The following is a 24,781-nucleotide window of genomic DNA, read 5'->3' on the forward strand; positions in this document are numbered from 1 at the left end:
TTGTGATGCCATTGTTGCTGTTGTGACATTTGTTGCGATACCTCGCCACTCTTGTCACACTAGACACAGCAAACCATAACCCTCAACCTGAGCTTGAGCATCGGTCTCGGGATGTCCGATCCGTGAGAGCGGGCGATGACGTGGACGATCGTCCGCGTGATCAGCGGAAATGCGAGAACAAGGGAGCGCAGCGCATGGCACGACAGTCGATTCGTCGCAGAGGAAAAATTCGTAGACGGCGTGTCGTCCTCGGTCGGCCGCTGCGCAACGGATGGCGCCCGACCGCGACACGTGCCGCTGCGATGGGCATCGCGCCCGCTCTACTCGCCGGGGCAGTCGTCGGTGTTTTCGTGAGCAGCGGATCGGACGGCTCCGACGTCCGCCAGGCCGTCTCCGCCGACACTCCCTTCACCTTCAGCGGTCAAGGCCACGGTCACGGACGTGGCATGGGCCAGTGGGGTGCCTACGGCTACGCGCAGGACGGATGGACGGCCGAACAAATCGTCGGTCATTACTACGGGGGCACCACCCTGGGCACCGCCCCGGACTCCATGATCGCCGTGCGTCTCATGGGCCTCGACGACCACAGTCTCGACGTCTACTCCGACGCCGGACTCGACGTCGCGGGTCGACAGGTCGGTCCCGGAGAGGCCGCCCATCTCACCCCGAATGCCGACGGCGGCGCGAACGTCGTGGTCACGGCCGGGTGCAGTGGTGATGTGCTGTGGCAGGGCGCCACCGATGTGCCGTGGGTCGACCCTGTCGATCTCGGCGAGGATCGTCCCAAGGACGAGCACCTGAAGCTGTGCTCGGGCGACACCACCTACCGCGGCGCGATCGGTGTGGTGCTCGACGGAGATGCCGCACGCACCGTCAACCGTCTGAATGTCGAGGATTACCTGCGCAGCGTCGTCCCCGCCGAGGCCGTGCCGGGCTGGGCCGACACGGGTGGAGCCGAAGCATTGCGTGCACAGGCGATCGCGGCCCGCTCGTACGCACTCGCGGAGAAGCGCGACGAGAAGTGGCAGACCTGCGACACGACGAGCTGCCAGGTGTACGGAGGCTCGGGCACGGAGGATCCCCGTACCGATGACGCCGTTCGCACCACCCGCGGACAGGCGCTGATGAAGGACGGCGCGGTGGTCCGCAGCGAGTTCTCCGCATCGACCGGCGGATACAGTGCCGGTGGCACCTTCCCGCCCGTCGAGGATCTCGGCGACAAGGTCGCACCCAACCGGCAATGGGCGAAGACGATCACCGCCGGTGAGATCGGTACGGCATTCGGTGTCGGTGAGCTCCAGAACATCGAGGTCATCGCCCGCAACAACCTCGGCGACGCGGGAGGTCGCGCCACTCAGGTGCGCGTGATCGGCTCCGATCGGACCATCGAGACCACCGGTGCCGAGGCGCGCGCCAAGCTCGGGCTGCGGTCCGACTGGTTCAGCGTGCAGGAAGGTACCGAGGCCGCTGTGCCGCCGCCTACCCCGGCACCGGAGATCGACACCGAGGTGGGAGCCCTGCGGTTCGAGACCGGTGACAGCTCGGAGATCCAGTCGAAGTACCTCGAACTCGGCGGGGTCGAGGGCATCCTCGGCTCGCCCGTCGGACCAGAACTGATGCTTCCCGACGAGCGCGGCAAGTTCCGGATCTTCACCGGTGGCGCGATCGTCTGGACCCCCGATCTCGGTGCCCAGGTCATCGAGTCGAGCTTCCTGCGTGACTGGTTCCCGAGTAGCGGAAGCGCAGAATAGAGCTCGACCACCCGACACAGTGAGCAATGCCGTCCACGGAATCCGTGGACGGCATTGCTGTGCGTAGGGCGTTGGTTCCTCGGCACGCCGCAGCGTTGACATTGACGCAACGTCAAGATGCACAGTGGATGTCGAGCAGAACGGAGGCAGGCATGCAGCGTCACACGGACGTGCAGCGCGAATGGTCGATCCAAGAGCTTTCCCGCGCTGCCGGAGTCACCAGCCGCACCCTGCGGCACTACGACGACGTCGGGGTGCTCGCACCGAGCCGCACGGGGCGGAACGGGATGCGGTTCTACGACTCCGATGCCCTGGTCCGGTTACAGCGGGTCCTGCTACTGCGCGACCTCGGGCTGGGGCTACACGCGATCCGCGAAGCCCTCGACGATCGTCACGACACCGCGGGTGCGCTGCGCACCCACCTCGAGCTGCTCGAACACGAGCGAACCCAACTCGAACGCCGCATTCGGGCGGTTCGCACGACCCTGGAGAAAACAGAGAAAGGAGAGGATCTCATGGCGAAGGAAGTGTTCGACGGATTCGATCACACGCAGTACCGCGACGAGGTGACAGAGCGCTGGGGTGAGCAGGCGTACGCCACCGGCGACCGGTGGTGGCGCGGTATGAGCGAGCACGAACGGCGCGACTGGCAGTCGCACGTCGCCCGCCTGAGCGCAGACTGGGCGGCCGCGGCTCAGGCGGGTCTCGACCCGCACGGAGAGCAGGCCCAGGACCTCGCACGCCGCCACGTCGAATGGTTGTCGTCCGTTCCGGGCACGCCCGCTCACGGCGCGGACGAGTCCGGCCTGCGTGACTATGTGCTCGGCCTCGCCGATATGTACGTCGAGGACGACCGGTTCGCGGCGAACTACGGCGGTACCGCGGGTGCCGAGTTCGTACGCGCCGTTCTGCAGCATTACCTCTGATCACCCGGCCCTTACGGGACCCGCCGACGGACCGAAAGGGCGCCGGGGTGACAAGGTCGTTACCCTGGTTCTCCGTGACTGCTGCATCAGCGCCCCAGCCCTCTCCCGGTGAGTACGACCTGATCGTCGTCGGCTCCGGATTCTTCGGACTGACGATTGCCGAGCGCGCGGCCACGCAGCTCGGGAAGCGGGTCCTCGTGGTCGAACGGCGCCACCATCTCGGTGGCAACGCGTACTCCGAACCCGAACCGGAGACCGGAATCGAGGTCCACAAGTACGGTGCCCACCTGTTCCACACGTCGAACAAGCGGGTCTGGGATTACGTCACCCAGTTCACCGACTTCACCGGCTACCAGCATCGCGTATTCGCGAAGCACAACGGTCAGGCCTACCAGTTCCCCATGGGCCTCGGCCTGATCTCCCAGTTCTTCGGGCGCTACTACAGCCCGGAGGAAGCGCGGGCACTGATCAAGGAACAGTCCGCCGAGATCTCGACCGCCGACGCCCAGAACCTCGAGGAGAAGGCGATCTCCCTGATCGGCCGTCCTCTCTACGAGGCGTTCATCCGCGACTACACCGCCAAGCAGTGGCAGACCGATCCCAAGGAACTGCCCGCAGGCAACATCACCCGCCTGCCCGTGCGGTACACGTTCGACAACCGCTACTTCAACGACACCTACGAGGGTCTGCCCGTCGATGGCTACACCGCGTGGCTCGAGAACATGGCGAAGGATCCGAAGATCGAGATCCGGCTGGACACCGACTGGTTCGAGGTGCGCGACGAGATCCGTGGCGCCAACCCCGACGCACCCGTCGTCTACACCGGTCCGCTCGACCGCTACTTCGACTACGCCGAAGGCAAGCTCGGCTGGCGCACCCTGGACTTCGAGACCGAGGTCCTGCCCACCGGTGACTTCCAGGGGACTCCGGTCATGAATTACAACGACGCCGACGTGCCCTTCACCCGCATCCACGAGTTCCGGCACTTCCACCCCGAACGCGACACGTACCCGGCGGACAAGACCGTCATCATGCGTGAGTTCTCGCGTTTCGCGGAGGACGAGGACGAGCCGTACTACCCGATCAACACGTCCGACGACCGCGCGAAGGTCGCCGCCTACCGTGAGCTCGCCAAGAAGGAAGCCGTGGCGAACAAGGTGCTGTTCGGTGGCCGTCTCGGTACTTACCAGTACCTCGACATGCACATGGCGATCGCGAGCGCGTTGACGATGTTCGACAACACTGTGGCGCCGCACTTCGAATCGGGTGCGCCGATCGCGGGGGATGCCTCATGAGCCGATCGACCACCACCGTCGCGCCGGCGCCCGCCGCGTCGGACAGCGACTCGCTCGGTAAAGCGCTGCTCCAGCGGATCATCCTGCCTCGACCGGGTGAACCTCTGGACGTGCGGACCCTCTACATCGAGGAATCGTCCACCAACGCGCGACGGGCACACGCGTCGAGCCGAACCGAGCTGAACATCGGTGCCGAGTCCGAGGTGTCGCTGTGCACCTACTTCAACGCGTTCCCCGCGAGCTACTGGCGTCGGTGGAGCACGTTGAATTCGGTGGTCCTGAGACTCGAGCTCACCGGCCACGGCCGTATCGACATCTACCGCAGCAAGGCCGATTCGAGCCGCATCCACGTGCAGGGCCGTGAATTCGACGGTTCGGGCATCGTCCTCGAACTCGAAACCGATCTCGGCCCGTTCGAGGACGGCGGGTGGATCTGGTTCGACGTCACCACCGACACCGACGTCACCGTTCACGCCGCCGGCTGGTTCGCGCCCGTCGAGGCCCCAGGCAAGGCCTCCGTCGCAGTGGGCATCCCCACCTTCAACCGCCCGGCCGACTGTGTCGCGGCGCTGCGCGCGCTCGCGTCGGATCCGTTGGTCATGGATGTCATCGACGCGATGATCATCCCCGACCAGGGCACCCGCAAGGTCCGTGACCAGGACGGCTTCGCAGAGGCCGCCGAGCCGTTCGGCGACCGCCTCGTCATCCACGACCAGGCCAACCTCGGTGGGTCCGGCGGATACAGCCGCATCATGTACGAGGCGCTGAAGACCACCTCTGCCCCCTACATCCTGTTCATGGACGACGACATCGAGATCGAACCCGACTCGATCCTGCGCGCACTCGCGTTCTCGAGGTTCGCCAAGTCTCCGACACTCGTCGGCGGACAGATGCTCAACCTGCAGGAACGCAGCCACCTCCACACGATGGGTGAGGTCGTCGACCGGTCGGTCTTCATGTGGTCGGCCGCCCCGAACGTCGAGTACGACCACGACTTCTCCACGAACCCGCTGCGCGACCGCGAGAACTCGAAACTGCTGCACCGGCGCATCGACGTCGACTTCAACGGCTGGTGGATGTGCATGATCCCGCGCGTCGTCGCGGAGGAGATCGGGCAGCCGCTGCCGCTGTTCATCAAGTGGGACGACGCCGAATACGGGCTCCGCGCCCGTGCCGCCGGGTACTCCACGGTGACGATGCCCGGCGCTGCGATCTGGCACATGGCGTGGAGCGACAAGGACGACGCGATCGACTGGCAGGCGTACTTCCACCTGCGCAATCGTCTCGTCGTCGCCGCCCTGCACATGCCGGGCGACGGCAAGGGCATGGTCCTCGACACGATCAAGGCCACGATCAAGCACCTCGTGTGCCTCGAGTACTCGACCGTCGCGATCCAGAACAAGGCGATCGAGGACTTCCTCGCCGGACCCGAGAACCTGTTCGACCTGCTCCCCGAGGCGCTCGGCGAGGTGCATGCGCTGCGGAAGAACTTCTCCGACGCCCGGGTGGTGCCGTCGTCGACCGATCTGCCGTTGCCTTCGGGCGCAGAAGTGGGCGCCGTCGGAGAACCCGAAGGGAAACTTGCAAAGATCTCGCGACTCGCGAAGGGCATGCTGCACAACGTGCGCCCCGAGAATCCCGAGCACCACACGCGCCCGCAGCTCAACGTGCCGACGATCGATGCCCGCTGGTTCCTGCTGTCACAGGTCGACGGGGTGACGGTCACCACCGCGGACGGCCGGGGCGTGGTCTACCGTAAGCGCGACCGCGCGCAAGCCCAGGCGCTGCTGACCGAAGCGCTGCGGTTGCGGCGCGAACTCGCACAGCGCTTCCCGGAGCTCAAGAGGCGCTACCGGGATGCGGTTCCCGCCCTGACCAGCAAAGAGGAGTGGGAACGTGTCTTCGGCATCGACGGATAACGTCACTGTTCCGGCCGGTGCCGGCACCGCGACCGTAGAGGTCGACAGCGACCGTGCGCCTTTCGAGGTGCGGGTGCTGCAGACGGTGCAGGGCACCGTCGGGACCCTGCCCGGAGCGACCTCGGTGGCGCGCGGGATGTCGCACTTCGGAGAGCACGCGCTCGGCTGGATCACGATCGGCGCCGTGGGCGCTCTCGTGGATCCGAAGCGACGCACCCAGTGGGCTGGAGTCGCGGTCGGGGCGGTCGGAGCGCACGCCGCGTCGATCGTCATCAAGCGCGTCGTCCGTCGCAAGCGCCCTGCCCATCCGTCGGTGCAGGTCAACGTATCGACGCCGAGTCGGCTGAGTTTCCCGTCGTCGCACGCGACGTCCACGACGGCAGCGGCCGTGCTGATGGCGCGCACGACCGGGCTACCCTTTCCGGCGATGCTCGTGCCCCCGATGCTGCTGTCGCGTCTCGTTCTCGGTGTGCACTATCCGACGGATGTCCTGGCCGGTGCGGCGCTCGGGGCGGCGTCCGCTGCTGTGGTGGCGCGGGCAGAGAAGAAGTTTGGAGAGCGATGAGCGAGGAACCGACCGCCGTTACGGAGGCCCCCAAGAGCCTCCCAGCGGCAATCGTGAAGGCGGTGCGCCCACGGCAGTGGGTCAAGAACGTGCTGGTGCTCGCGGCGCCGATGGCGGCGGGGTCCGTCACGGAATCCGCGGTGCTGTTGCCGGTCGCGCTCGCGTTCGTGGTGTTCTGCATGGCGGCGTCCGGGATCTACCTCGTCAATGACGCGATGGACGTCGAGGCCGACCGGGAGCATCCGACCAAGCGGTTCCGGCCGATCGCGGCGGGAGTGCTGCCGCTGCAGCTCGCGTACATCCTCGCCGGCGTGCTGCTCGTCGCCTCGATCGCGCTGTCGTTCCTTGCGAACTGGCAGCTCGCTGTGGTGATGGCCGTGTACATCGGCATTCAGCTCGCATACTGCTTCGGTCTCAAGCATCAGGCCGTGCTCGATATCTGCATCGTCTCGTCGGGATTCTTGATCCGTGCGATCGCAGGTGGTGTGGCCGCCGAGATCCCGCTGTCGCAGTGGTTCCTGCTGATCATGGCGTTCGGATCGTTGTTCATGGCCGCCGGGAAGCGGTACGCGGAACTGCGGCTCGCGACGCGGACGGGTGCGAAGATCCGGAAGTCGCTCGAGTACTACACCGAGACGTACCTGCGGTTCGTGTGGACGCTCGCTGCCACGGCCGTGGTGATCTGCTACGGGTTGTGGGCGTTCGAGCAGGACACCATCGCCGGTTCCAACTGGTACGCGATCTCGATGATCCCGTTCGTCGTCGCGATCCTGCGGTATGCGGTGGATGTCGACGGTGGCGATGCCGGTGAGCCCGAGGAGATTGCTCTGGGCGACCGCGTGCTGCAGTTCCTTGCGGTGGTGTGGATCGTGGTGGTCGGCGGTGCTGTCTACCTCTTCTGACGTCGTGGACGGCGTCGACGACAGCGTGGCGGGCAGGTCGGTTACCGATCCGCCCGCCCGGTCGCGTCGCCTCGCGACGGGGGTGTTCGCCGGTGGTGTCGTGATCGCGGCACTGCTGATGTTCTCGGGGGCGTGGGAACGCCGTTGGATCGCCGACGACGGCCTGATCGTGTTGCGCACAGTGCGCAACCTGATGGCGGGCAACGGCCCGGTGTTCAACAGCGGCGAGCGGGTCGAGGCCAACACCTCCACCATGTGGACCTACATGGTCTACGCGGCCGGGGAGCTGAGCGGAGTTCGCCTCGAATACGTGGTGCTCACGATCGCCCTGTTGTTGTCGACCGGTGCGGTCGTGCTGGCCATGCTGGCCGCCGCACGGATGTACAGATGGCGCCTGCGGGGCGCCACGGGCACAGTCCTGCTGATGCCCGCGGGAGTGCTCGTCTACATCGCCGTGCCACCTGCGCGCGACTTCGCAACGTCCGGACTCGAAACCTGCCTGGTGATCTGCTGGATCGCGCTGCTGTGGCTGATGCTCGTGCGGTGGGCGACACCCGACCCGAAGCACGAGGGACTTCCCGGTACCACGCAGATCCTCGTCACTGCCTTCGTTGCGGGCCTCGGTCCGCTCGTACGCCCCGAACTCGCCATTCTCGCGGCCGGGGCGCTGGCCATGCTGTTCTTGGCACAGGGACTGACGTGGCGGGTGCGGGTCGCGATGGTCGCGGTGGCCGGACTGATCCCCGTGATGTATCAGATCTGGCGGATGGGTTACTACGCTCTGCCGTACCCGAACACCGCCGTGTCGAAGGACGCGGGCGGAGCCAAGTGGTCACAGGGGTTCGAGTACCTCGGCAATCTGGTGAGCCCGTACCTGCTGTGGTTGCCGGTCCTGTTCCTGGCGGTCGTCGCCGCGGTGGTGCTGTGGGCCACTCGGGCCCCGGCCGGTGGCGGAGCCGTGTCGCAAGACGAGGGAACAGACCTCCGGGCGTGGGCCCGGCGTGGGCAACGGGCGTTGCGCACCCCGACGGCGGTCGTGTTCTTCGCGCTCGGCGCCGGCCTGCTGTTGATGCTCTATTCGATGCGGGTCGGCGGCGACTTCATGCACGGTCGCGTGCTGTTGCCACCGCTGTTCTGCTTGCTGCTTCCCGTCGCTGTCGTGCCCTTGCGGGTGCCCGACCGGTCGGAGATCGGCAACAACAAGACCACCCGTACGGCAGGTGGTATGGCGCTGCTGTGGATCGGGACGGTGGTCTGGGCGTTCTTCGCCTCCAACACCACGGGCATGCCCGAAGGTGCGGTGGTGGGTCGCTCCGGGATCGTCGACGAGCGCGCGTTCTACGTGCTCAACACCGGCCATTCGCATCCGATCCTCGCGACCGATTACCTCGATTACCCCCGCATGCGCGCGATGGTCGAGGCGATCGACAACACCCCGGACGGGGGGCTGCTGTTGTCGACGCCCTCGTACGACGTGTGGGACGTCGTGCCGCCGCCCCTACCGATTCCTCCGGGTGGTGCCGGGCACACGGTGTACTTCCTGAATCTCGGCATGACGAGTATGAACGTCGGCCTGGATGTGCGGGTGATCGATCAGATGGGTCTCGCCTATCCGCTCGCTGCGCACACCGAGCGACTCGAGGACGGCCGGATCGGGCACGACAAGATCCTGTATCCCGACTGGGTGGTCGCGGACTCGGGGATGGTCGACGTACATCCGTGGATGCCGGCGTATCTCGATGAGGACTGGGTCGCCATGGCCCAGGTGGCGTTGACGTGTCCTGAAACACAGGAGCTGCTCGCGTCGTCGAGTGCGGAGCTCACGTGGCCTCTGTTCAAGCGGAATCTGCGCAACGCGTTCGAATATTCCGGGTACCGCATCGAGCGAGTGCCGAAGTATGAGATACAACGCTGCGATCTGGAAATGCCGCCACCGCGAGGCTAGAATGACGCCCCTTTTCGGAGGAATGTCGCATTCATTCGGATGACCTGGATGAATGCGACATTCTGCGTCGTGTGACCGTTCGGGTGACCCGGCCTACGGCCGTCGTCGAGGTCTCGTTACGATCACGCCGGATAACGGAGATGTAACGTTCGGGCCCCTGTGATCCGACGGAGTAGTCAAGACAAGCTCAAGACCTTGGGAATCGGGGTTTGTCAGAGATCACGCTGTCCTTTACAGTCTTGACCGCAGTGTGACTTGAAGGCGACCTTCACCAGGTCGCCGCCGCCGAAATCCGTCGGGGGACGCAGACGCGGACGCCGCAGATCGAGAAAGTGAGCATTGTTCATGCGTTTTGTCCCTAGGTTGTCGCAGGGCCTTCGCAGGCGCCTGCTCGGCACCGCCGCCGCAGCGCTTGTACTTCCTGTTGCTGCAGGTGTTGCCGGAACGACGGCTGCACTTGCCGCTCCGGCCCAGGCCGCGCCGGTTTCGCACCGTGCGCCCGCCGGAGGCTTCGAAGAGGTCTTCGTCGATTCCGACATGGGTCCGATCAAGGTCCAGATCCAGTGGGCCGCACGCGGTGGCGACGCCGCTCTCTACATGCTCGACGGACTGCGTGCCCGCGACGACGCGAACGCATGGACCTTCGAGACCAACGCGCTGCAGCAGTTCTCGCAGGACAACGTCAGCCTGATCATGCCGGTCGGCGGCCAGGCGAGCTTCTACACCGACTGGTACTCGCCGAGTAACTTCAACGGCCAGGACATCACCTACAAGTGGGAGACCTTCCTGACCGAGCAGCTTCCCGCCTACCTCGAAACCCGTGGTGTCTCGCGTAGCAACAACGGCATCCTGGGCCTGTCGATGGGCGGTTCCGCTGCACTGACCCTGGCCGCGTACCACCGCGACCAGTTCCAGTTCGCGTCGTCGCTGTCGGGTTACCTGAACCTGTCGGCCCCCGGCATGCGTGAGGCCATCCGCATCGCGATGCTCGACGCCGGCCGCTTCAATGTCGACTCGATGTGGGGCCCGCCGTGGAACCCGGCATGGCTGCGCAACGATCCGTTCGTGTTCGCGCCCAAGCTCGAGGGCCTGTCCATGTACATCTCGGCGGCCAGCGGCCTGCCCGGTGAGCACGACAACCCGAAGGGCCTGGTCGGCTTCTACAACACGGCCAACGCCATGGGCCTCGAGGCACTGGCTCTCGTCCAGACCCGCGCCTTCCAGGTGAAGCTCGCGACCCTGGGAATCCCGGCCACCTTCGACTTCCCGGCCCGCGGAACCCACGCGTGGAAGTACTGGGAGGACGAGCTGTGGAAGGCACGTCCGCAGATCCTGGACGCACTCAACGCGCACTGATCCGACTGCCAGGCCAAGCACACTGCTTCGACGTTGCCGCCCGGTTGCTCCTCACGGAGCAGCCGGGCGGCTTCGTGTCTTCGGTAACAATTTCCCCACCTGTCACAGCGCGGCTCCCTCACATCACGTCGCTCGACGTGTAGAAACAGGATTCGGGCCTGGCTGATCCGATCGACGGACGGCTCCCGCGATACCGAGTCCGCTCGGCGGACGATCTGCAATACCGCAATGCAGGAAGTGAGCGATATCGATGCGAACTGTGCATGGTGGCCATCGGGGGAGGCCGAACGAGGAAAAGGCAGGTACGAGGACCAAACGACGCCTGCTGGGGCTCGTCGCTGCGGCGCTCGTGGCGCCGGTCGGGGCGGGATTGACGACAGTCGCGGTGGCGACGGCGCAGCCGTCGGTCGCCGAGTCCGGGCCGGCAGCGACCCAGGACTCCTCCGGCGCGACCGTGCGTCAGGTCGACTGGCTCACTGATCGCCGCGTCGCGCTCTGGATCGATTCGCCGTCGATGGGCACGCCCATCCAGGTGCAGCTCCTGCTCGCGCGGGATTGGAACCTCACACCCGAGGCCCGGTTCCCGTCGGTGTTCATGCTCGACGGCCTCCGCGCTCGTGACGACGAGAACGGCTGGACGATCGAGACCGACGCCGAGCAGTTCTTCGCAGACAAGAACGTCAACGTGGTACTGCCCGTCGGCGGCCAGTCGAGCTTCTACGCGGACTGGATCGACCAGAACAACGGCCAGAATTACAAGTGGGAGACCTTCCTGACCGAGGAACTCCCGCCCATCCTCGAAAAGGACTGGCGCACCACCGACAAGCGCGGTGTGGTCGGCCTGTCGATGGGTGGCACGGCTGCGATGTTCCTCGCAGCCCGCAACCAGGGATTCTTCCAGTTCGCGGCGTCGCTGTCGGGCATTCTCACCACCACGACGCTCGGCATGCCCGAAGCCATTCGCTACGCCATGCAGGACGCCGGCGGATTCGACGTCGACGCGATGTGGGGTGAGCCCGGTAGCGAGGGATGGGAGTCTCACGACCCGTATCTTCTCGCCGAGAAGCTCCGCGGGGTGAGCATGTACGTCTCGAGCGGCAGCGGCAGCACCGGTCCGTACGATCAGCCGACCGCAGTTCCCGGCGTGAGCACGAACTACGCGGGCATGGGGCTCGAGATCCTGTCTCGCCTGACTTCGCAGGCATTCGCGACGAAGCTGAACAAGCTCGGCATCCCTGCGCAGATCGTGTACCGCCCGTCCGGCACGCACTCGTGGCCGTACTGGGAATTCGAACTGCATCAGCTGTGGCCGCAACTCGCGAACACCCTCGGCGTGGAAATCCAGAAGCCCGAGTGCGCCCCGCTCGGAGCGTTCGGTGACGTCGCGGCCGCGAATCCGTGGCTCGGCGACTGCCTGACTCGGGAGTATCCCGTCGCGGGTGGTTCCGTGCAGGACTTCCGCCACGGCCGGGTGTTCTCGTCCGGCGGCACCGCGGTGCCCGTCGCGGGAGCGATCGGTGGCAAGTACCAGAGCGCGGGTGGTCCCGCCGGCAGGCTCGGTTACCCGACGACGGAGGAGCGGGGAACCGCCGACGGGCGCGGCCGCTTCAATCACTTCCAGCACGGAGCCATCTACTGGACTCCCGAGCACGGTGCACGCACCGTGCAGGGCGCGATCTTCGAGGAATGGAAGGAACAGGGCTGGGAAACCGGTCCGCTCGGATATCCCGTGCTCGACGAGGTCGGTACGCCCGATCAGCGCGGCAGCGTTCAGGGATTCGAGATCGGCGCGATGTACTGGACGGAAGCGACCGGCGCGAACGCTGTGCTGGGGAAGATTCTGGCCAAGTACGGCGAACTCGGTTACGAGACCGGTGCACTCGGCTATCCGAAGTCGAGCGAGCACGTGATCACCGGCGACGGGCGTTTCTCCGAGTTCGAGCACGGCACCATCTACTGGACGCATGAGACGGGGGCGTGGCCGGTGCGTGGCCGCGTATTCGAGGCCTGGGTGGCCGAGGGTGCCGAGAACGGCCGGCTCGGCTATCCGATCGGAGACGAGACGCCGATCGAAGGCGGAATCGAGCAGAGGTTCCAGCACGGGTCCGTGACCGTCATCGATGATGCCCCCACGGTTCACCCGTGATTGTGTTTCACCCGTGATTTCGTACGGCAGGTGACTCTCGGCCCACGCGGTGCCGGTCGGAGCAGGCGCTCCTACCGGCACCGCGTGCGCTCTGTAGCCTGGACCGAGCCCAGTTCAGATCGATTCGAATCCCGGATGTGAGGACCCCCCAGATGCCTGCACGGACCCGCTCGCGCTCGACCCGCGTCCTCGGAGCGATCGCCGCAGCCCTGACTTCCGCGGCTGTGCTGGCCGCGTGTGGTAGCGACGATTCGACTGCCACGAACACCCCCTCGGCCACGACCACGACCGCCGCCGCGACCTCCGCCGAGACGACCACCTCGGAGGCAGCGGGCGACGACACCACCCGCCCGGACACCTCCGGTACCGAGGACACCGGTACCGACGCCGCCCCGACGAGCCCGGGTGAAGCGGCGACCGCGCCGCCGCCGGAGTCGCAGCCCGCACCGAGCGAGAGCGGTGAGGCGTTCCTGGCCGCGCTGCGTGAGGAGGGCGTCGAGCCGTCCGACGAGGCGAGCGCGATCGCGATCGCGGACTACGTCTGCGGTGCCGAAGCCCAGGGCGGTAATCCCGACGAGATCAAGACGATGGTGACCGCCCTCGTAGGCAGCGGATCCGTCGCCGCCGGTGAGGAGATCACCGAAGAGGACGCATCCGCGACCGCCGACACCTACATCTCGGTCGCCCACGACGCGTACTGCAGCTGACGCGTACTGCAGGCGAGAAGGTACTGCTGGTAGAGGGAGAAACACTTGATGGCCAGAACGAAGCGGCGTCGCGGGCGCAAGATCGTCGTACTCGGGGCGCTGCTGCTTCTGGTCCTGGTGCTGGCCCTCTGGTACATGCTGGCGGGGCGCTTGGATGTCCCCGGACCCATCACGCCGCCCGGACCGGAGGAACCACAGTCGCAGCCTGCGTCGTGCCCGGACGTCCAGGTCGTTGCGGTGCCCGGTACGTGGGAGTCGGCGGTCGGCGACGACCCGTACAACCCGACGGCCAACCCGGCGTCGCTGATGTTGAACGTGACCCGACCGCTGCAGGAGCAGTTCGACCCGCAGCGCGCCGACGTCTACACGGTCCCGTACGTCGCTCAGTTCTCCAATCCGGTCGCCCTCCCGCCGGACGGCCAGCAGTCGTACAACAACAGCCGTAGCGCCGGTACCGCCGCGGTGAACGACTTCATTGCGGGACGGTCCGCGGAATGCCCGCTGACCACCTACATCCTCACCGGGTTCTCGCAGGGCGCTGTCATCGCCGGTGACGTCGCGGCTCAGATCGGTGCAGGCAACGGACCGGTCCCCGCGGATCGGGTCCTCGGTGTCGCGCTGATCGCCGACGGCCGTCGTGACGGGGTGTCCGGCATCGATATCGGCCCTCCGGTCGTGGGGGTCGGCGCCGAACTCTCGCTCGGTGGTCTGCGGCTTCCCGGGATCACCATGACCGGCGAGCGTCCCGGTGGGTTCGGTGCGCTCGACGATCGCACCTTTCAGATCTGTGCACCGTCCGACAGCATCTGCGATGCACCGCCGGATGCGCTCAACCCGACCAACTGGATGACCGCTGCGCCGCGAGTTCTCGAGTACGTCAACAATCCGATCCACGCCATGTACAACACGTTCATAGTGGACGAATCGGGCATCACTGCGCCGCAGTGGATCACGGGTTGGGCTGCCGAGAAGATCGAGTCCGCACCGCATCCTCCGGAAGAGTGACGAATCACGGTTACCGGTGGGTAGTGTCCGGGATCACGTACCGGTACAATCGACCGATGGCTGCCTACGGGCCCGCCCGCGAGTGACGTTCGTGGGGCCGGGGGGAGACGGCGGGAAGTAACCGTAGTGATCGAAGGGGATGGATGCGTGCCGTCATCGGCGGAGACCTTGGGGAACGGGGTGCCGATCGGAATGATCCTCGTCACGAATTGTCGTGCCGAGGAGGTGATCCGCCGACGGCCGACCCACACTTACGGACGGAAAGTTCGGGCGGTGTGCACAGCCGACATGTCGGTGGCGCAGCGGCGAACAGGCATCTCTCGCAACTGCTGTGTCCGATGCTCCTGCTGTGTCCGAACAGATCGCCGAACGAGACCGCGTTTCGCGGATGGCCGCCGGGGTGTCGTATCTTTGGTGCTTCCCATCTCGGACGGAAAGGTTCGCGCCACAGGATCCGCTGCTCGCGGGGGAGCGAGCTGAGCCGATCTGTAACATATTCGTGATCTCGGATCGATGGACAGTACTGGCGGGTTGATTGCCGGAGACTGTTCGGTGCTGTGCAGGCACGACGATCCGGTAGCGCGGAGAACGTAGATGAGGCGCAACCATGTCGAGTGGTTGTGGGATCGCTTCGACAGGGAGAAGGAATTGAGCGTCGGGTTCGAAGAGTTCATCGATGAGAACGGGCAGATCGAACTGCCGGAGGGCAGTACGTTGCTCGATCATCTCGAGCGGCACACTGCCTCCAACGGTGACGAGCTGGCCTACCGGTACATCGATTACTCGCGTAACCGTGACGGAGACGTGGACGAGCTCACCTGGGACCAATTCGGCGTGCGGCTCCGTGCGATCGCCGCTCGGCTCCAGCAGGTCACCAATCCCGGCGACCGCGTCGCGATCCTTGCGCCCCAGGGCCTCGACTACGTGGTGTCGTTCTTCGCGGCGATCTACGCGGGTGTCATCGCAGTGCCGCTGTTCGATCCGGACGAGCCCGGCCACACCGACCGCCTCCACGCCGTCCTCGGCGACTGCACACCCAGCGCGATCCTCACCGCCACCTCGTCCGCCGCAGGTGTCCGCCAGTTCTTCAGGCCGCTTCCCGCTGCACAGCGCCCCCGCGTGATCGCCGTCGACGCAATCCCCGATACCGTCGCCGACTCCTGGAAGCGCCCCGAGTCCACCAGCGGCGACATCGCATACCTCCAGTACACGTCCGGTTCGACGCGCGTGCCCGCCGGTGTGGAGATCACCCACCGGTCCGTGCTCACCAACGTGATCCAGATGGCCGACTCGATGGAGCTCAACGAGAATTCGCGGGGCGTCACCTGGCTGCCGCTGTTCCACGACATGGGTCTGCTCACCGTCATCCTTCCGGCGATCGGCGGCAAATACATCACGATCATGAGCCCACGCGCATTCGTGCAGCGGCCGGGACGCTGGATTCGTGAACTCGCAGCCGTCTCCGACGGAGCAGGGACCTTCGCGGCAGCGCCGAACTTCGCGTTCGAGCACGCGGCCGCGCGCGGCGTGCCCAAGGCCGACGAGACGCTCGACCTGAGCAACGTGATCGGCCTGATCAACGGCAGCGAGCCGGTGACGACGTCGTCCATGCGCAAGTTCAACGACGCGTTCGCGCCCTACGGACTGCCGAAGACCGCGATCAAGCCGTCGTACGGTATGGCCGAGGCCACGCTGTTCGTGTCCTCGACCAGGAACTCCGAGGAAGCCAAGGTCCTCTACGTGGACCGGAACGAGCTCAACGCCGGTCGGGTCGTGCTCGTCGACCGCGATGCGCCGGGCGCTATCCCGCAGGTGTCGTGTGGCCACGTGGCCCGCAGCCAATGGGCGGCGATCGTCGACGCCGAGACCGGCGCGGAGGCCCAGGAAGGCCACGTCGGTGAGATCTGGCTGCACGGCGACAACATCGGAATCGGTTACTGGGGTCGGAAGGACGAGACCACCGAGACCTTCCACAACAAGATCACGAAGCGGGTCACCGAAGGAAGTCACGCCGAGGGGACCCCCGAGGACGCCCACTGGCTTCGTACGGGTGACTACGGCGTCTACGTGGACGGCGAGCTGTACATCACGGGTCGCGTCAAGGACCTCGTGATCGTCGACGGACGCAACCACTACCCGCAGGACCTCGAGTTCTCCGCCCAGGAAGCGAGCTCGGCGCTGCGTCCGGGCTTCGTCGCCGCGTTCGCTGTGCCGGCGAACCAGCTGCCGAAGGTGGTGTTCGACAACTCGGCGTCCGGCCTGCAGTTCGACGCCGACGACTCGTCCGAGCAGCTCGTCATCGTCGCCGAGCGCGCCCCGGGCGCCGGCAAGGCCGACCCGCAACCGATCGCCGACGCCGTGCGCGCCGCGATCTCCGCGCGACACGGTGTGACCGCGCGCGATGTGCTTCTCGTACCGGCCGGATCAATTCCTCGCACGTCGAGTGGGAAGATTGCGCGGCGGGCATGCAAGGCCGCCTACATCGAGGGAACGCTGCGTGGTGGGTACCAGCAGCAGGCGTTCCCCGACAGCGTGTAAGAAATTGTCCTCTGTCCGGGTAGCGTGGTGGGTTGATGGCTGACACTGAAATGACCGTTGCGCAGCTGCGCGAATGGCTGCGGAACTGGATTGCCGACGCAACCGGCCAGCCGGTCTCCCAGATTTCGGACGACCGTCCGATGGAGGAGTTCGGGCTGGCGTCGCGAGACGCTGTCGCACTCAGCGGCGACATCGAGGATCTCCTCGGTGTCACGCTGACCGCGACGGTCGCGTACCAGCACCCGACGATTGCCTCGCTGGCGACTCGCATCATCGAGGGTGTGCCGGAGGTGCCGGAGGGCGCCGACGACGCGTTCTACGTCACCGGCGGCGCCCTCGGTTCGAAGGACGTCGCGATTGTCGGTATGTCGACGCGTCTTCCCGGGCACATCGACACACCGGCCCAGATGTGGGAACTGCTCTCCGACGGTCGCGATGGCATCACCGATCTGCCCGAGGGCCGCTGGTCGGAGTTCGACGGCGATCCCCTCGTCGCCGAGGCCATTGCGAACGCGAACACGCGCGGCGGCTATCTCGACGACGTCAAAGGCTTCGACGCAGAGTTCTTCGCGATGTCGCCGCGCGAGGTCAAGATGGTCGACCCGCAGCAGCGTCTCGCGCTGGAGCTCACCTGGGAGGCGCTCGAGCACGCGCACATCCCGGCGAGCGACCTCAAGGGCGGCTCGGTCGGTGTGTTCATCGGCTCGTCCGCGAACGACTACATGCTCATCGCGGCGTCCGATCCGACGGCCGCCGACCCGTACGCGATCACCGGCACGTCCACGTCGATCGTCTCCAATCGCGTCTCGTACTTCTTCGACTTCCACGGTCCGTCGATCAGCATCGACACCGCGTGCTCGTCGTCCCTCGTCGCGGTCCACCAGGCAGTGCGTGCCCTGCGCGGTGGTGAAGCGAATGTCGCGATCGCCGGCGGCGTCAACATGCTCCTCGCGCCCGCGGGAACGCTCGGTTTCGACGAAACCGGCATGCTCACCGCCGACGGCAAGATCAAGGCGTTCTCGGCCGACGCCAACGGCATCGTCCGCGCGGAGGGCGGCGGCCTCGTCGTCCTCAAACGGCTCGAGGACGCCGAACGCGACGGCGACAACATCCTCGCTGTGATCGCAGGATCGGCCGTCAACCAGGACGGACGCTCCAACGGCCTGGTTGCGCCCAATCCGGACGCGCAGGCGGACGTGCTGCGTCGCGCCTACCGCGACGCGCAGATCCTGCCGTCCGGTGTCGACTACATCGAGGCACACGGCACCGGCACCGTGCTCGGCGACCCGATCGAGGCCGATGCACTGGGACGCGTCATCGGCCGAGGCCGCAACGCCGACAAGCCGGCCCTGCTAGGTTCCGCGAAGACGAACTTCGGGCACCTCGAGGCCGCTGCCGGTGCTGCGGGCCTGATCAAGGTCGTTCTCGCGATGCAGGAGGATGCGCTGCCTCCCACGCTCAACTACACCGCGCCCAACCCCTACATCGCGTTCGACAAGGCCAGTCTCCGGGTGATTCCCGAGGGTGCCCGGTGGCCGCGCTACTCGGGTCGGGCGGTCGCGGGCGTCTCCGGATTCGGTTTCGGCGGCACCAACGCGCACGTCGTGGTGCACGAGTACACCGGCCCGGAAGGCCAGAACGACTCCGAAGCCGAGGTCGAGGTTCTGCCGGACAGCGCCGAGGCCGCGGAGCATGCTGTTCCGTCGGACTCGTCCCTGATCTCCGGGCCCGCACGTGAGTTGCCCGTTGTGCTCGCGGTGTCCGCGCCCATGCCGTCGCGTCGTCGTCGTGCCGCGTCGGATCTCGCCGACTGGCTCGAGACCGAGAAGGGGAGCACCACCGAGCTGGCCGATGTGGCCCGTTCGCTGTCGCGTCGCAACCACGGGCGGTCCCGCGCCGTCGTCATCGCCGCCGACCGCGCCGAGGCGATCGCCGGGCTGCGTGCTGTTGCGGCCGGCAAGCCCGCGCAGAACGTCTTCTCCGCCGACAGCCCGGCCTCGAACGGTCCGGTGTGGGTGCTGTCCGGATTCGGTGCGCAGCACCGCAAGATGGCCAAGCAGCTGTATCTCGAGAATCCGGTGTTCGCCGCCGCGGTCGACGAGGTCGACGAGTTCATCCTCGACGAGTCCGGCTACTCCATGAAGGAGAAGTTCCTCGACGACGCGCAGGACTACGACGTCGAGACCGCGCAGGTCGGAATCTTCACCATCCAGATAGGGCTCGCCGCGGTGCTGCGGCACCACGGCGCCGAGCCCACAGCGATCGTCGGCCACTCGATGGGTGAGGCGGCCGGCGCGTACATCTCGGGCGGTCTGTCGCTCGAGGAGGCCGTGCGCGTGATCTGTGCCCGGTCGCGCCTGATGGGCGAGGCCGAGAGCCAGCTCGAGGGCGACGACATCCGCCTGATGGCACTCGTCGAGTACAGCTCCGACGAGATCACCTCGGTTCTGCCCGACTTCCCGCAGCTCGAGGTGTGCGTCTATGCGGCGCCCACCCACACCGTGATCGGTGGGCCGCAGGAGCAGGTCAACGCCATCGTCGCGCGCGCCGAGGCGGAGGAGAAGTTCGCTCGGGTCCTGCAGACCAAGGGCGCGAGCCACACGTCGCAGGTCGATCCGATCCTGGGCGAGCTCGCCGCCGAACTCGCAGGCATGGAGCCGCAGCGCCTGAAGGTGGACGTGTACTCGTCCGTCGACCAGGAAACGCTGTACCGCGCAGGTCACGAGGGCATCCACCCGGTCGAGTACTGGACGAAGGGCATGCGCCACAGCGTGTACTTCACTCAGGCGATCCGGAAGGCGCTCACCGACGGGTACACGACGTTCGTCGAGCTCAACGCGAACCCGGCGACCCTGATGTCGGTCGCCGCCACCGCGTTCGACGCCGGTGTGCAGGACGGCGTGTTCATCCAGACGCTCAAACGCAAGGAAGACGAATCGCTCGGTGTGCTCACCGCGCTCGCGCAGCTCTACGTCCATGGGCATCCGGTGGATCTGCGTAGTCTGCTGCCCGAGGGCGATTACGCCGACATTCCGCGCACTGCGTTCCTGCGCAAGCCGTACTGGGTCGACGCCCGCATCGGTGGCAGCGGTGGCCACGGCCGGGTCCCCGGCGCGCACGTCGCGCTGCCCGACGGCCGGCACGTGTGGGAGGTGCAGGCGGCAGCGGTCACCGATCCCGCGGAGCTCGTCACCACTGCTGCGTCGCAGGTGCTCGCCGATGTCACCCTCACCGCATCCATACGGCATGCCGAGCTGCCCCCTGCAGCCACGGTGACCACGACCCTCACTCCGCACCCCGGCGGCGCCTCGGTGCAGGTGCACGCCCGCACCGAGAGCGGTTTCACCCTGGTGCACGAGGGTGTCGTCACGTCCGGCGAGGCTCTTCCCGCCCCGGTGACCGCCACCCCTGCTCGTCCGTCCGAGGACGTCGAGGAACTGCCCGAGGTCGTCGAAACCTTCGGCGACAAGTGGGACCCCGAAGGATCGCAGACTCTCGAGGAACGCCTGACACTGATCGTCGCCGAATCCATGGGGTATGCACCCGAGGATCTGCCCGCCGAGATCCCGCTCATGGAGCTGGGCCTCGACTCGCTGATGGCGGTGCGCATCAAGAACCGCGTCGAGTACGAATTCGCCATCCCGCAGCTGCAGCTGGCGGCGGTCAAGGACGCGTCCCTGCGCGACGTCGCGAAGTACCTGCACTATGCGGTGGAGAATCGCGAAGAGGTCGCGCAGCTCGCCGCGCAACAGGCCGCCGAGAAGGCAGCCGAACGCGCGGAAACGGAATCGTCGCTGGAGCCGGTCGAGGATACGACTGTCGTCGGCGAAGCCGAGCAGATCCTGGCCCAGGCCGGTGCTTCGGCAGACGCGACCGAGTCGGAGGAGCCCGCCGCTGCTCCCGCGGAACCCGCAGCAGAATCGTCCGGGCCCGACGTTCCTCCTCGCGACGCCGCGGAACGCCTGACCTTCGCATCGTGGGCCGTGGTCACCGGGAAGTCCGCCAAGGGCATCTTCAACACGCTGCCCACCCTCGACGTCGCCGCGGCCGAGCGTCTCGCCGACAGGCTCACCGAGCGTGCCGGCGGAGAGATCACCGTCGATGACGTACGCAAGGCATCGACGATCGAACAGCTCTCGGAGACCGTCCGGCAGTACCTCGAATCGTCCGACAAGATCGACGGGCTCGTGCGTGCTCTGCGGCCGCGGCCCGAGGGATCGTCGGCGGTGCCGGTGTTCGTGTTCCACCCGGCGGGTGGCTCGACGGTCGCGTACGAGCCGTTGCTGCGGCGCCTGCCGGCGGATACCCCGATGTACGGCTTCGAACGCACCGAGGGTCCGATCGACGAGCGCGCGAAGGTCTACCTGCCGCTGATCAAGGAGATCCAGGGCGACGGCCCGTATGTGCTGTACGGCTGGTCGCTCGGTGGAGTGCTGGCCTACGCGGTGGCTCGATTGCTTCGCGCCGAAGGCAAGGACGTGCGGATCGTCGGTCTCCTCGACACGGTCATGGCCGGTGAGCAGATCGAGGACACCCCCGAGGAGATCCGGAAGCGCTGGCAGCGGTACTCGGCCTTCGCGAAGAAGACCTACGGTATCGATGCTCCGCTCCCGTACGACCTGCTTGCCGACGCCGGCAGCGACGAGGAGCAGATCAAGATTCTCCTGGGCCTGCTCGAGATGAGCGGCGCTGAGATTCCCGGCGGCATCATCGAGCATCAGCGCACCTCGTGGCTCGACAACCGCGCGATCCAGACCGCGAAGCTCGAACGCTATGACGGCGATGTGGTGCTGTACATGGCCGAGAAGTATCACGATGACGCAATCGACCTCGAGCCGGCGTTCGCTTCCCGGCAGCCCGACGGTGGGTGGGGCGATGTGGTCGAGAATCTGGAGATCGTCCCGGTGGGGGGAGATCACCTGCAGATCGTCGACGAGCCGTACATCGCGAAGGTGGGGGCCGATCTGACCCGCAAGTTGGCCGATATCGAGGCCTCGAGGAGCTGAACGAGTAGTGACCACCACGGCAGAGAAGCTGGCCGAGCTGCGCGCAAAACTGGAGATCGCAAACGAACCCGCAGGGGAAGCCGCGATCGCCAAGCGCGCCCAGAAGGGCATTCCCAGCGCGCGAGAGCGCATCGACATGCTCCTCGACAAGGGCACCTTCGTCGAGATCGGCGCACTGATGAAGACGCCCGGGAACCCGAACGCGTTCTACGGCGACGCGGTCGTCGTCGGACACGGCCTGGTCGACGGCCGGCCCGTCGCCGTGTTCTCACACGACCAGACCGTGCTGGGCGGCAGCGTCGGCGAGATGTTCGGCCGCAAGGTGTCGGCCGTTCTGGAATACGCATTGAAGATCGGTTGCCCGGTCGTCGGTATCAACGACTCCGGCGGAGCCCGCGTCCAGGACGCGGTGACCTCGCTCGCCTGGTACGGCGAGATCGGCAAACGCACCGAACCGTTGTCCGGGCTGGTCCCGCAGATCTCGGTCATCGTCGGCAAGTGCGCCGGCGGTGCCGTGTACGCACCGATCAACACCGACGTCGTCGTGGCGACCGAAGAGGCGTACATGTTCGTCACCGGCCCCGACGTCATCAAAGCGGTCACGGGTGAGGACGTCAGCCTCGAAGAGCTCGGAAGTGCCCGTAAACAGGCCGAATACGGCAATGTGCACCATGTCGCGCCCGACGAGAAGGCAGCGTTCGACTGGGTGCGCCAGTATCTGAGCTACATGCCGTCGAATGCGCAGGAGAAGGCTCCCGTGATCAACCCGGGCCTCGAGCCCGAGATCACACCCGACGACATCGAACTCGATTCGTTCATGCCCGACGCCGACAACTCCGGCTACGACATGCACGACGTCCTGCTCAAGATCTTCGACGACGGCGACTTCTTCGAGGTGCGGTCGCAGACGGCACCGAACATCATCACCGGATACTCGCGCGTCGACGGACGTCCTGTCGGTGTGGTCGCGAACCAGCCGTTGTACCTGTCGGGTGCTCTCGATGCGGCAGCCGCCGACAAGGCTGCGCACTTCGTGAGAGTGTGCGACGCCTACGACATCCCGCTGGTGTTCGTCGTCGACACGCCGGGCTTCCTCCCGGGCGTCGAGCAGGAGAAGATCGGCGTCATCAAACGAGGCGGACGGTTCCTGTTCGCCTACGTGGAGGCCTCTGTGCCGAAGGTGACCGTCGTGGTCCGCAAGTCGTACGGCGGCGGGTACGCGGTGATGGGCTCGAAGCAGCTCGGCGCCGACATGAACTTCGCGTGGCCCACCGCGCGTATCGCGGTGATGGGCGCGGAGTCGGCGGTTGCGGTGATCGGCCGCAAGCAGATCGCGGAGGCAGGCGAGAACGCTCCGGTGGTGCGTCAGCAGCTCATCAACTTCTACAACGAGCATGTCGCGACGCCGTACATCGCGGCCGAGCGCGGCTACATCGATGCGGTGATCGAGCCGAAGACCACGAGACTCGAGATCCGGAAGGCGCTGACGCTTCTCCGCGACAAGAAGGTGTTCAAGAACCCGCGCAAGCACCACCTGCTTCCGCTCTGAGGTTGTGACCGAAAAGTCCCACCGGCAGTCAACACGGCTGTGCCGGTGGGACTTTCGTGTGTCAGTCGAGGGCGGCCGTGGCTTCGATCTCCACCAGGAGGTCGGGTTCGGCGAGCGCCGAGACACCGATGCCGGTGAGGGGCGCCAGTGGACCCTCGATGCCCAATGTGGCGGCTGCGCGGCCGCCTCCTTCGACGAGCTGGGCCATCTTGTCGGGAGTCCAGTCGACGATGTACGCGGTCAGTTTCGCGATGTCGTCCCAGGTGGCACCGACCTCGGCAAGCGCGGTGGCGATGTTGAGGTAGCACTGTTCGGTCTGGGCGGCGAGGTCTCCCTCGCCGATCCGGTTGCCGGCGGCATCGCGAGCGACCTGACCGGCGATGAACACCAGCTTCGATCCGGTGGCGACAGAAACCTGCCGGTACAGCTCGGTCTGCGGTAATCCTGCGGGGTTGACGAGAGTGACGGCCATGAGGTTCTCCTGGAGTGTCGGCGTCCGAGCGGACCTTCAAACTATAACAGTGCAATGCTATGTAAAGTAGTGCCATGGTGAGAATGAAGGATCCGGCGGTGCGCACCCTGCTGGTCGAGCGGGCAGCGCAGATGCTGCGGGCGCGCGAGCCCATCACCCTGCGTTCGCTGGTGACCGGCACGGGCGTGTCGACGATGGCCGTCTACACCTATTTCGGGGGAATGGACGGATTGTGGAAAGCCCTGCGGCAGGAGGGATTCACACGCCTGGCAGCCGGATTCGACACGACGGAGACGTCGAACGATCCCGTACAGGACCTGGCGGCGTTGTCCGGGTCCTACATCGACAACGCCCTGGACCATCCCGACCTGTACCGGGTCATGTTCGACGCGAGCGTCGACCTCGAGGACCTCGAAGCGGCAGACTCGACCCTGGAATACCTGGTCCAGTCTGTGCGGCGGGCCGTGGACGCAGGGCGGTTCCATGCCGACGTCGACCCGCTCGAGTTGGCGATCCAGAGCTGGGCCATCGACCACGGGCTGGTGTCGCTCGTCGCCAACGGACCACTACCGCACAGCACCCTCGACCATTGTGTAACCATGCTCACCGCGTTGTTCGTCCAGGCGGGAGACGAGCCCGGCCGATGCCGCGCATCGGTCGAGGAGGGATGGGGACGGCGGACGCCCCGCGAAACGTAGG

16 protein-coding genes are annotated in these 24,781 nt (G+C 66.3%); 15 read left to right on the forward strand and 1 reads right to left on the reverse strand.

Going from position 1 to position 24,781, the window contains the following annotated elements:
- Nucleotides 1-194 precede the first annotated feature (194 nt).
- The 14 genes from Q7514_RS11815 (at nt 195) to Q7514_RS11880 (ending at nt 23,610) form a co-directional block, all read left to right on the forward strand.
- Nucleotides 195-1,751: a SpoIID/LytB domain-containing protein gene (locus Q7514_RS11815; protein ID WP_330133435.1), complete on the forward strand. Its 1,557-nt coding sequence runs from the start codon at nt 195-197 to the stop codon at nt 1,749-1,751.
- A gap of 152 nt (nt 1,752-1,903) precedes the next feature.
- The gene (locus Q7514_RS11820; protein ID WP_330133436.1) at nt 1,904-2,677 is read left to right on the forward strand and encodes a MerR family transcriptional regulator; all 774 of its coding nucleotides are present in this window, start codon (nt 1,904-1,906) and stop codon (nt 2,675-2,677) included.
- Nucleotides 2,678-2,751: 74 nt separating this feature from the next.
- Nucleotides 2,752-3,972, forward strand: a complete 1,221-nt coding sequence (gene glf / locus Q7514_RS11825) for a UDP-galactopyranose mutase (protein ID WP_330133437.1) — start codon at nt 2,752-2,754, stop codon at nt 3,970-3,972.
- The gene (locus Q7514_RS11830) at nt 3,969-5,891 is read left to right on the forward strand and encodes a glycosyltransferase (protein ID WP_330133438.1); all 1,923 of its coding nucleotides are present in this window, start codon (nt 3,969-3,971) and stop codon (nt 5,889-5,891) included. The genes glf and Q7514_RS11830 overlap by 4 nt, the downstream gene beginning before the upstream one ends.
- A 67-nt stretch (nt 5,892-5,958) precedes the next feature.
- Nucleotides 5,959-6,456, forward strand: coding sequence for a phosphatase PAP2 family protein (locus tag Q7514_RS11835; RefSeq protein WP_330133561.1), 498 nt, complete (start codon nt 5,959-5,961; stop codon nt 6,454-6,456).
- Complete coding sequence (locus Q7514_RS11840; protein ID WP_330133439.1) at nt 6,453-7,358, forward strand: decaprenyl-phosphate phosphoribosyltransferase; 906 nt, start codon at nt 6,453-6,455, stop codon at nt 7,356-7,358. The genes Q7514_RS11835 and Q7514_RS11840 overlap by 4 nt, the downstream gene beginning before the upstream one ends.
- A 4-nt stretch (nt 7,359-7,362) precedes the next feature.
- A complete protein-coding gene (gene zomB / locus Q7514_RS11845; protein ID WP_408016077.1) occupies nt 7,363-9,303 on the forward strand; it encodes a flagellar motor control protein ZomB in 1,941 nt (646 codons plus the stop codon).
- Nucleotides 9,304-9,648: 345 nt separating this feature from the next.
- On the forward strand, nt 9,649-10,659 hold the full coding sequence (locus Q7514_RS11850) for an alpha/beta hydrolase (protein ID WP_330133440.1): 1,011 nt from the start codon (nt 9,649-9,651) through the stop codon (nt 10,657-10,659).
- Between the two features lie 250 nt (nt 10,660-10,909).
- Entirely contained in the window at nt 10,910-12,805 is a 1,896-nt protein-coding gene (locus tag Q7514_RS11855) for an alpha/beta hydrolase-fold protein (protein ID WP_330133441.1), read from the forward strand.
- Between the two features lie 152 nt (nt 12,806-12,957).
- Nucleotides 12,958-13,512: a DUF732 domain-containing protein gene (locus tag Q7514_RS11860; protein ID WP_330133442.1), complete on the forward strand. Its 555-nt coding sequence runs from the start codon at nt 12,958-12,960 to the stop codon at nt 13,510-13,512.
- A 48-nt stretch (nt 13,513-13,560) separates the two neighbouring features.
- Nucleotides 13,561-14,517, forward strand: a complete 957-nt coding sequence (locus tag Q7514_RS11865; protein ID WP_330133443.1) for a cutinase family protein — start codon at nt 13,561-13,563, stop codon at nt 14,515-14,517.
- Nucleotides 14,518-15,165: 648 nt separating this feature from the next.
- Nucleotides 15,166-17,055: a long-chain-fatty-acid--AMP ligase FadD32 gene (fadD32, locus tag Q7514_RS11870; RefSeq protein WP_330133563.1), complete on the forward strand. Its 1,890-nt coding sequence runs from the start codon at nt 15,166-15,168 to the stop codon at nt 17,053-17,055.
- A gap of 50 nt (nt 17,056-17,105) precedes the next feature.
- Complete coding sequence (gene pks13 / locus Q7514_RS11875) at nt 17,106-22,061, forward strand: polyketide synthase Pks13 (RefSeq protein WP_330133564.1); 4,956 nt, start codon at nt 17,106-17,108, stop codon at nt 22,059-22,061.
- A 7-nt stretch (nt 22,062-22,068) separates the two neighbouring features.
- Complete coding sequence (locus tag Q7514_RS11880; protein ID WP_330133444.1) at nt 22,069-23,610, forward strand: acyl-CoA carboxylase subunit beta; 1,542 nt, start codon at nt 22,069-22,071, stop codon at nt 23,608-23,610.
- A gap of 61 nt (nt 23,611-23,671) precedes the next feature.
- Here the strand turns inward: Q7514_RS11880 and Q7514_RS11885 are convergent, their stop codons facing one another.
- On the reverse strand, nt 23,672-24,082 hold the full coding sequence (locus Q7514_RS11885) for a RidA family protein (RefSeq protein ID WP_330133445.1): 411 nt from the start codon (nt 24,080-24,082) through the stop codon (nt 23,672-23,674).
- Between the two features lie 74 nt (nt 24,083-24,156).
- Between Q7514_RS11885 and Q7514_RS11890 the strand changes: the two genes are divergently transcribed.
- Complete coding sequence (locus tag Q7514_RS11890; protein ID WP_330133446.1) at nt 24,157-24,780, forward strand: TetR/AcrR family transcriptional regulator; 624 nt, start codon at nt 24,157-24,159, stop codon at nt 24,778-24,780.
- Nucleotide 24,781 lies beyond the last annotated feature (1 nt).

It is taken from the genome of Rhodococcus artemisiae (assembly GCF_036327795.1).
In the GTDB taxonomy this organism is placed as follows: domain Bacteria; phylum Actinomycetota; class Actinomycetes; order Mycobacteriales; family Mycobacteriaceae; genus Rhodococcus; species Rhodococcus artemisiae.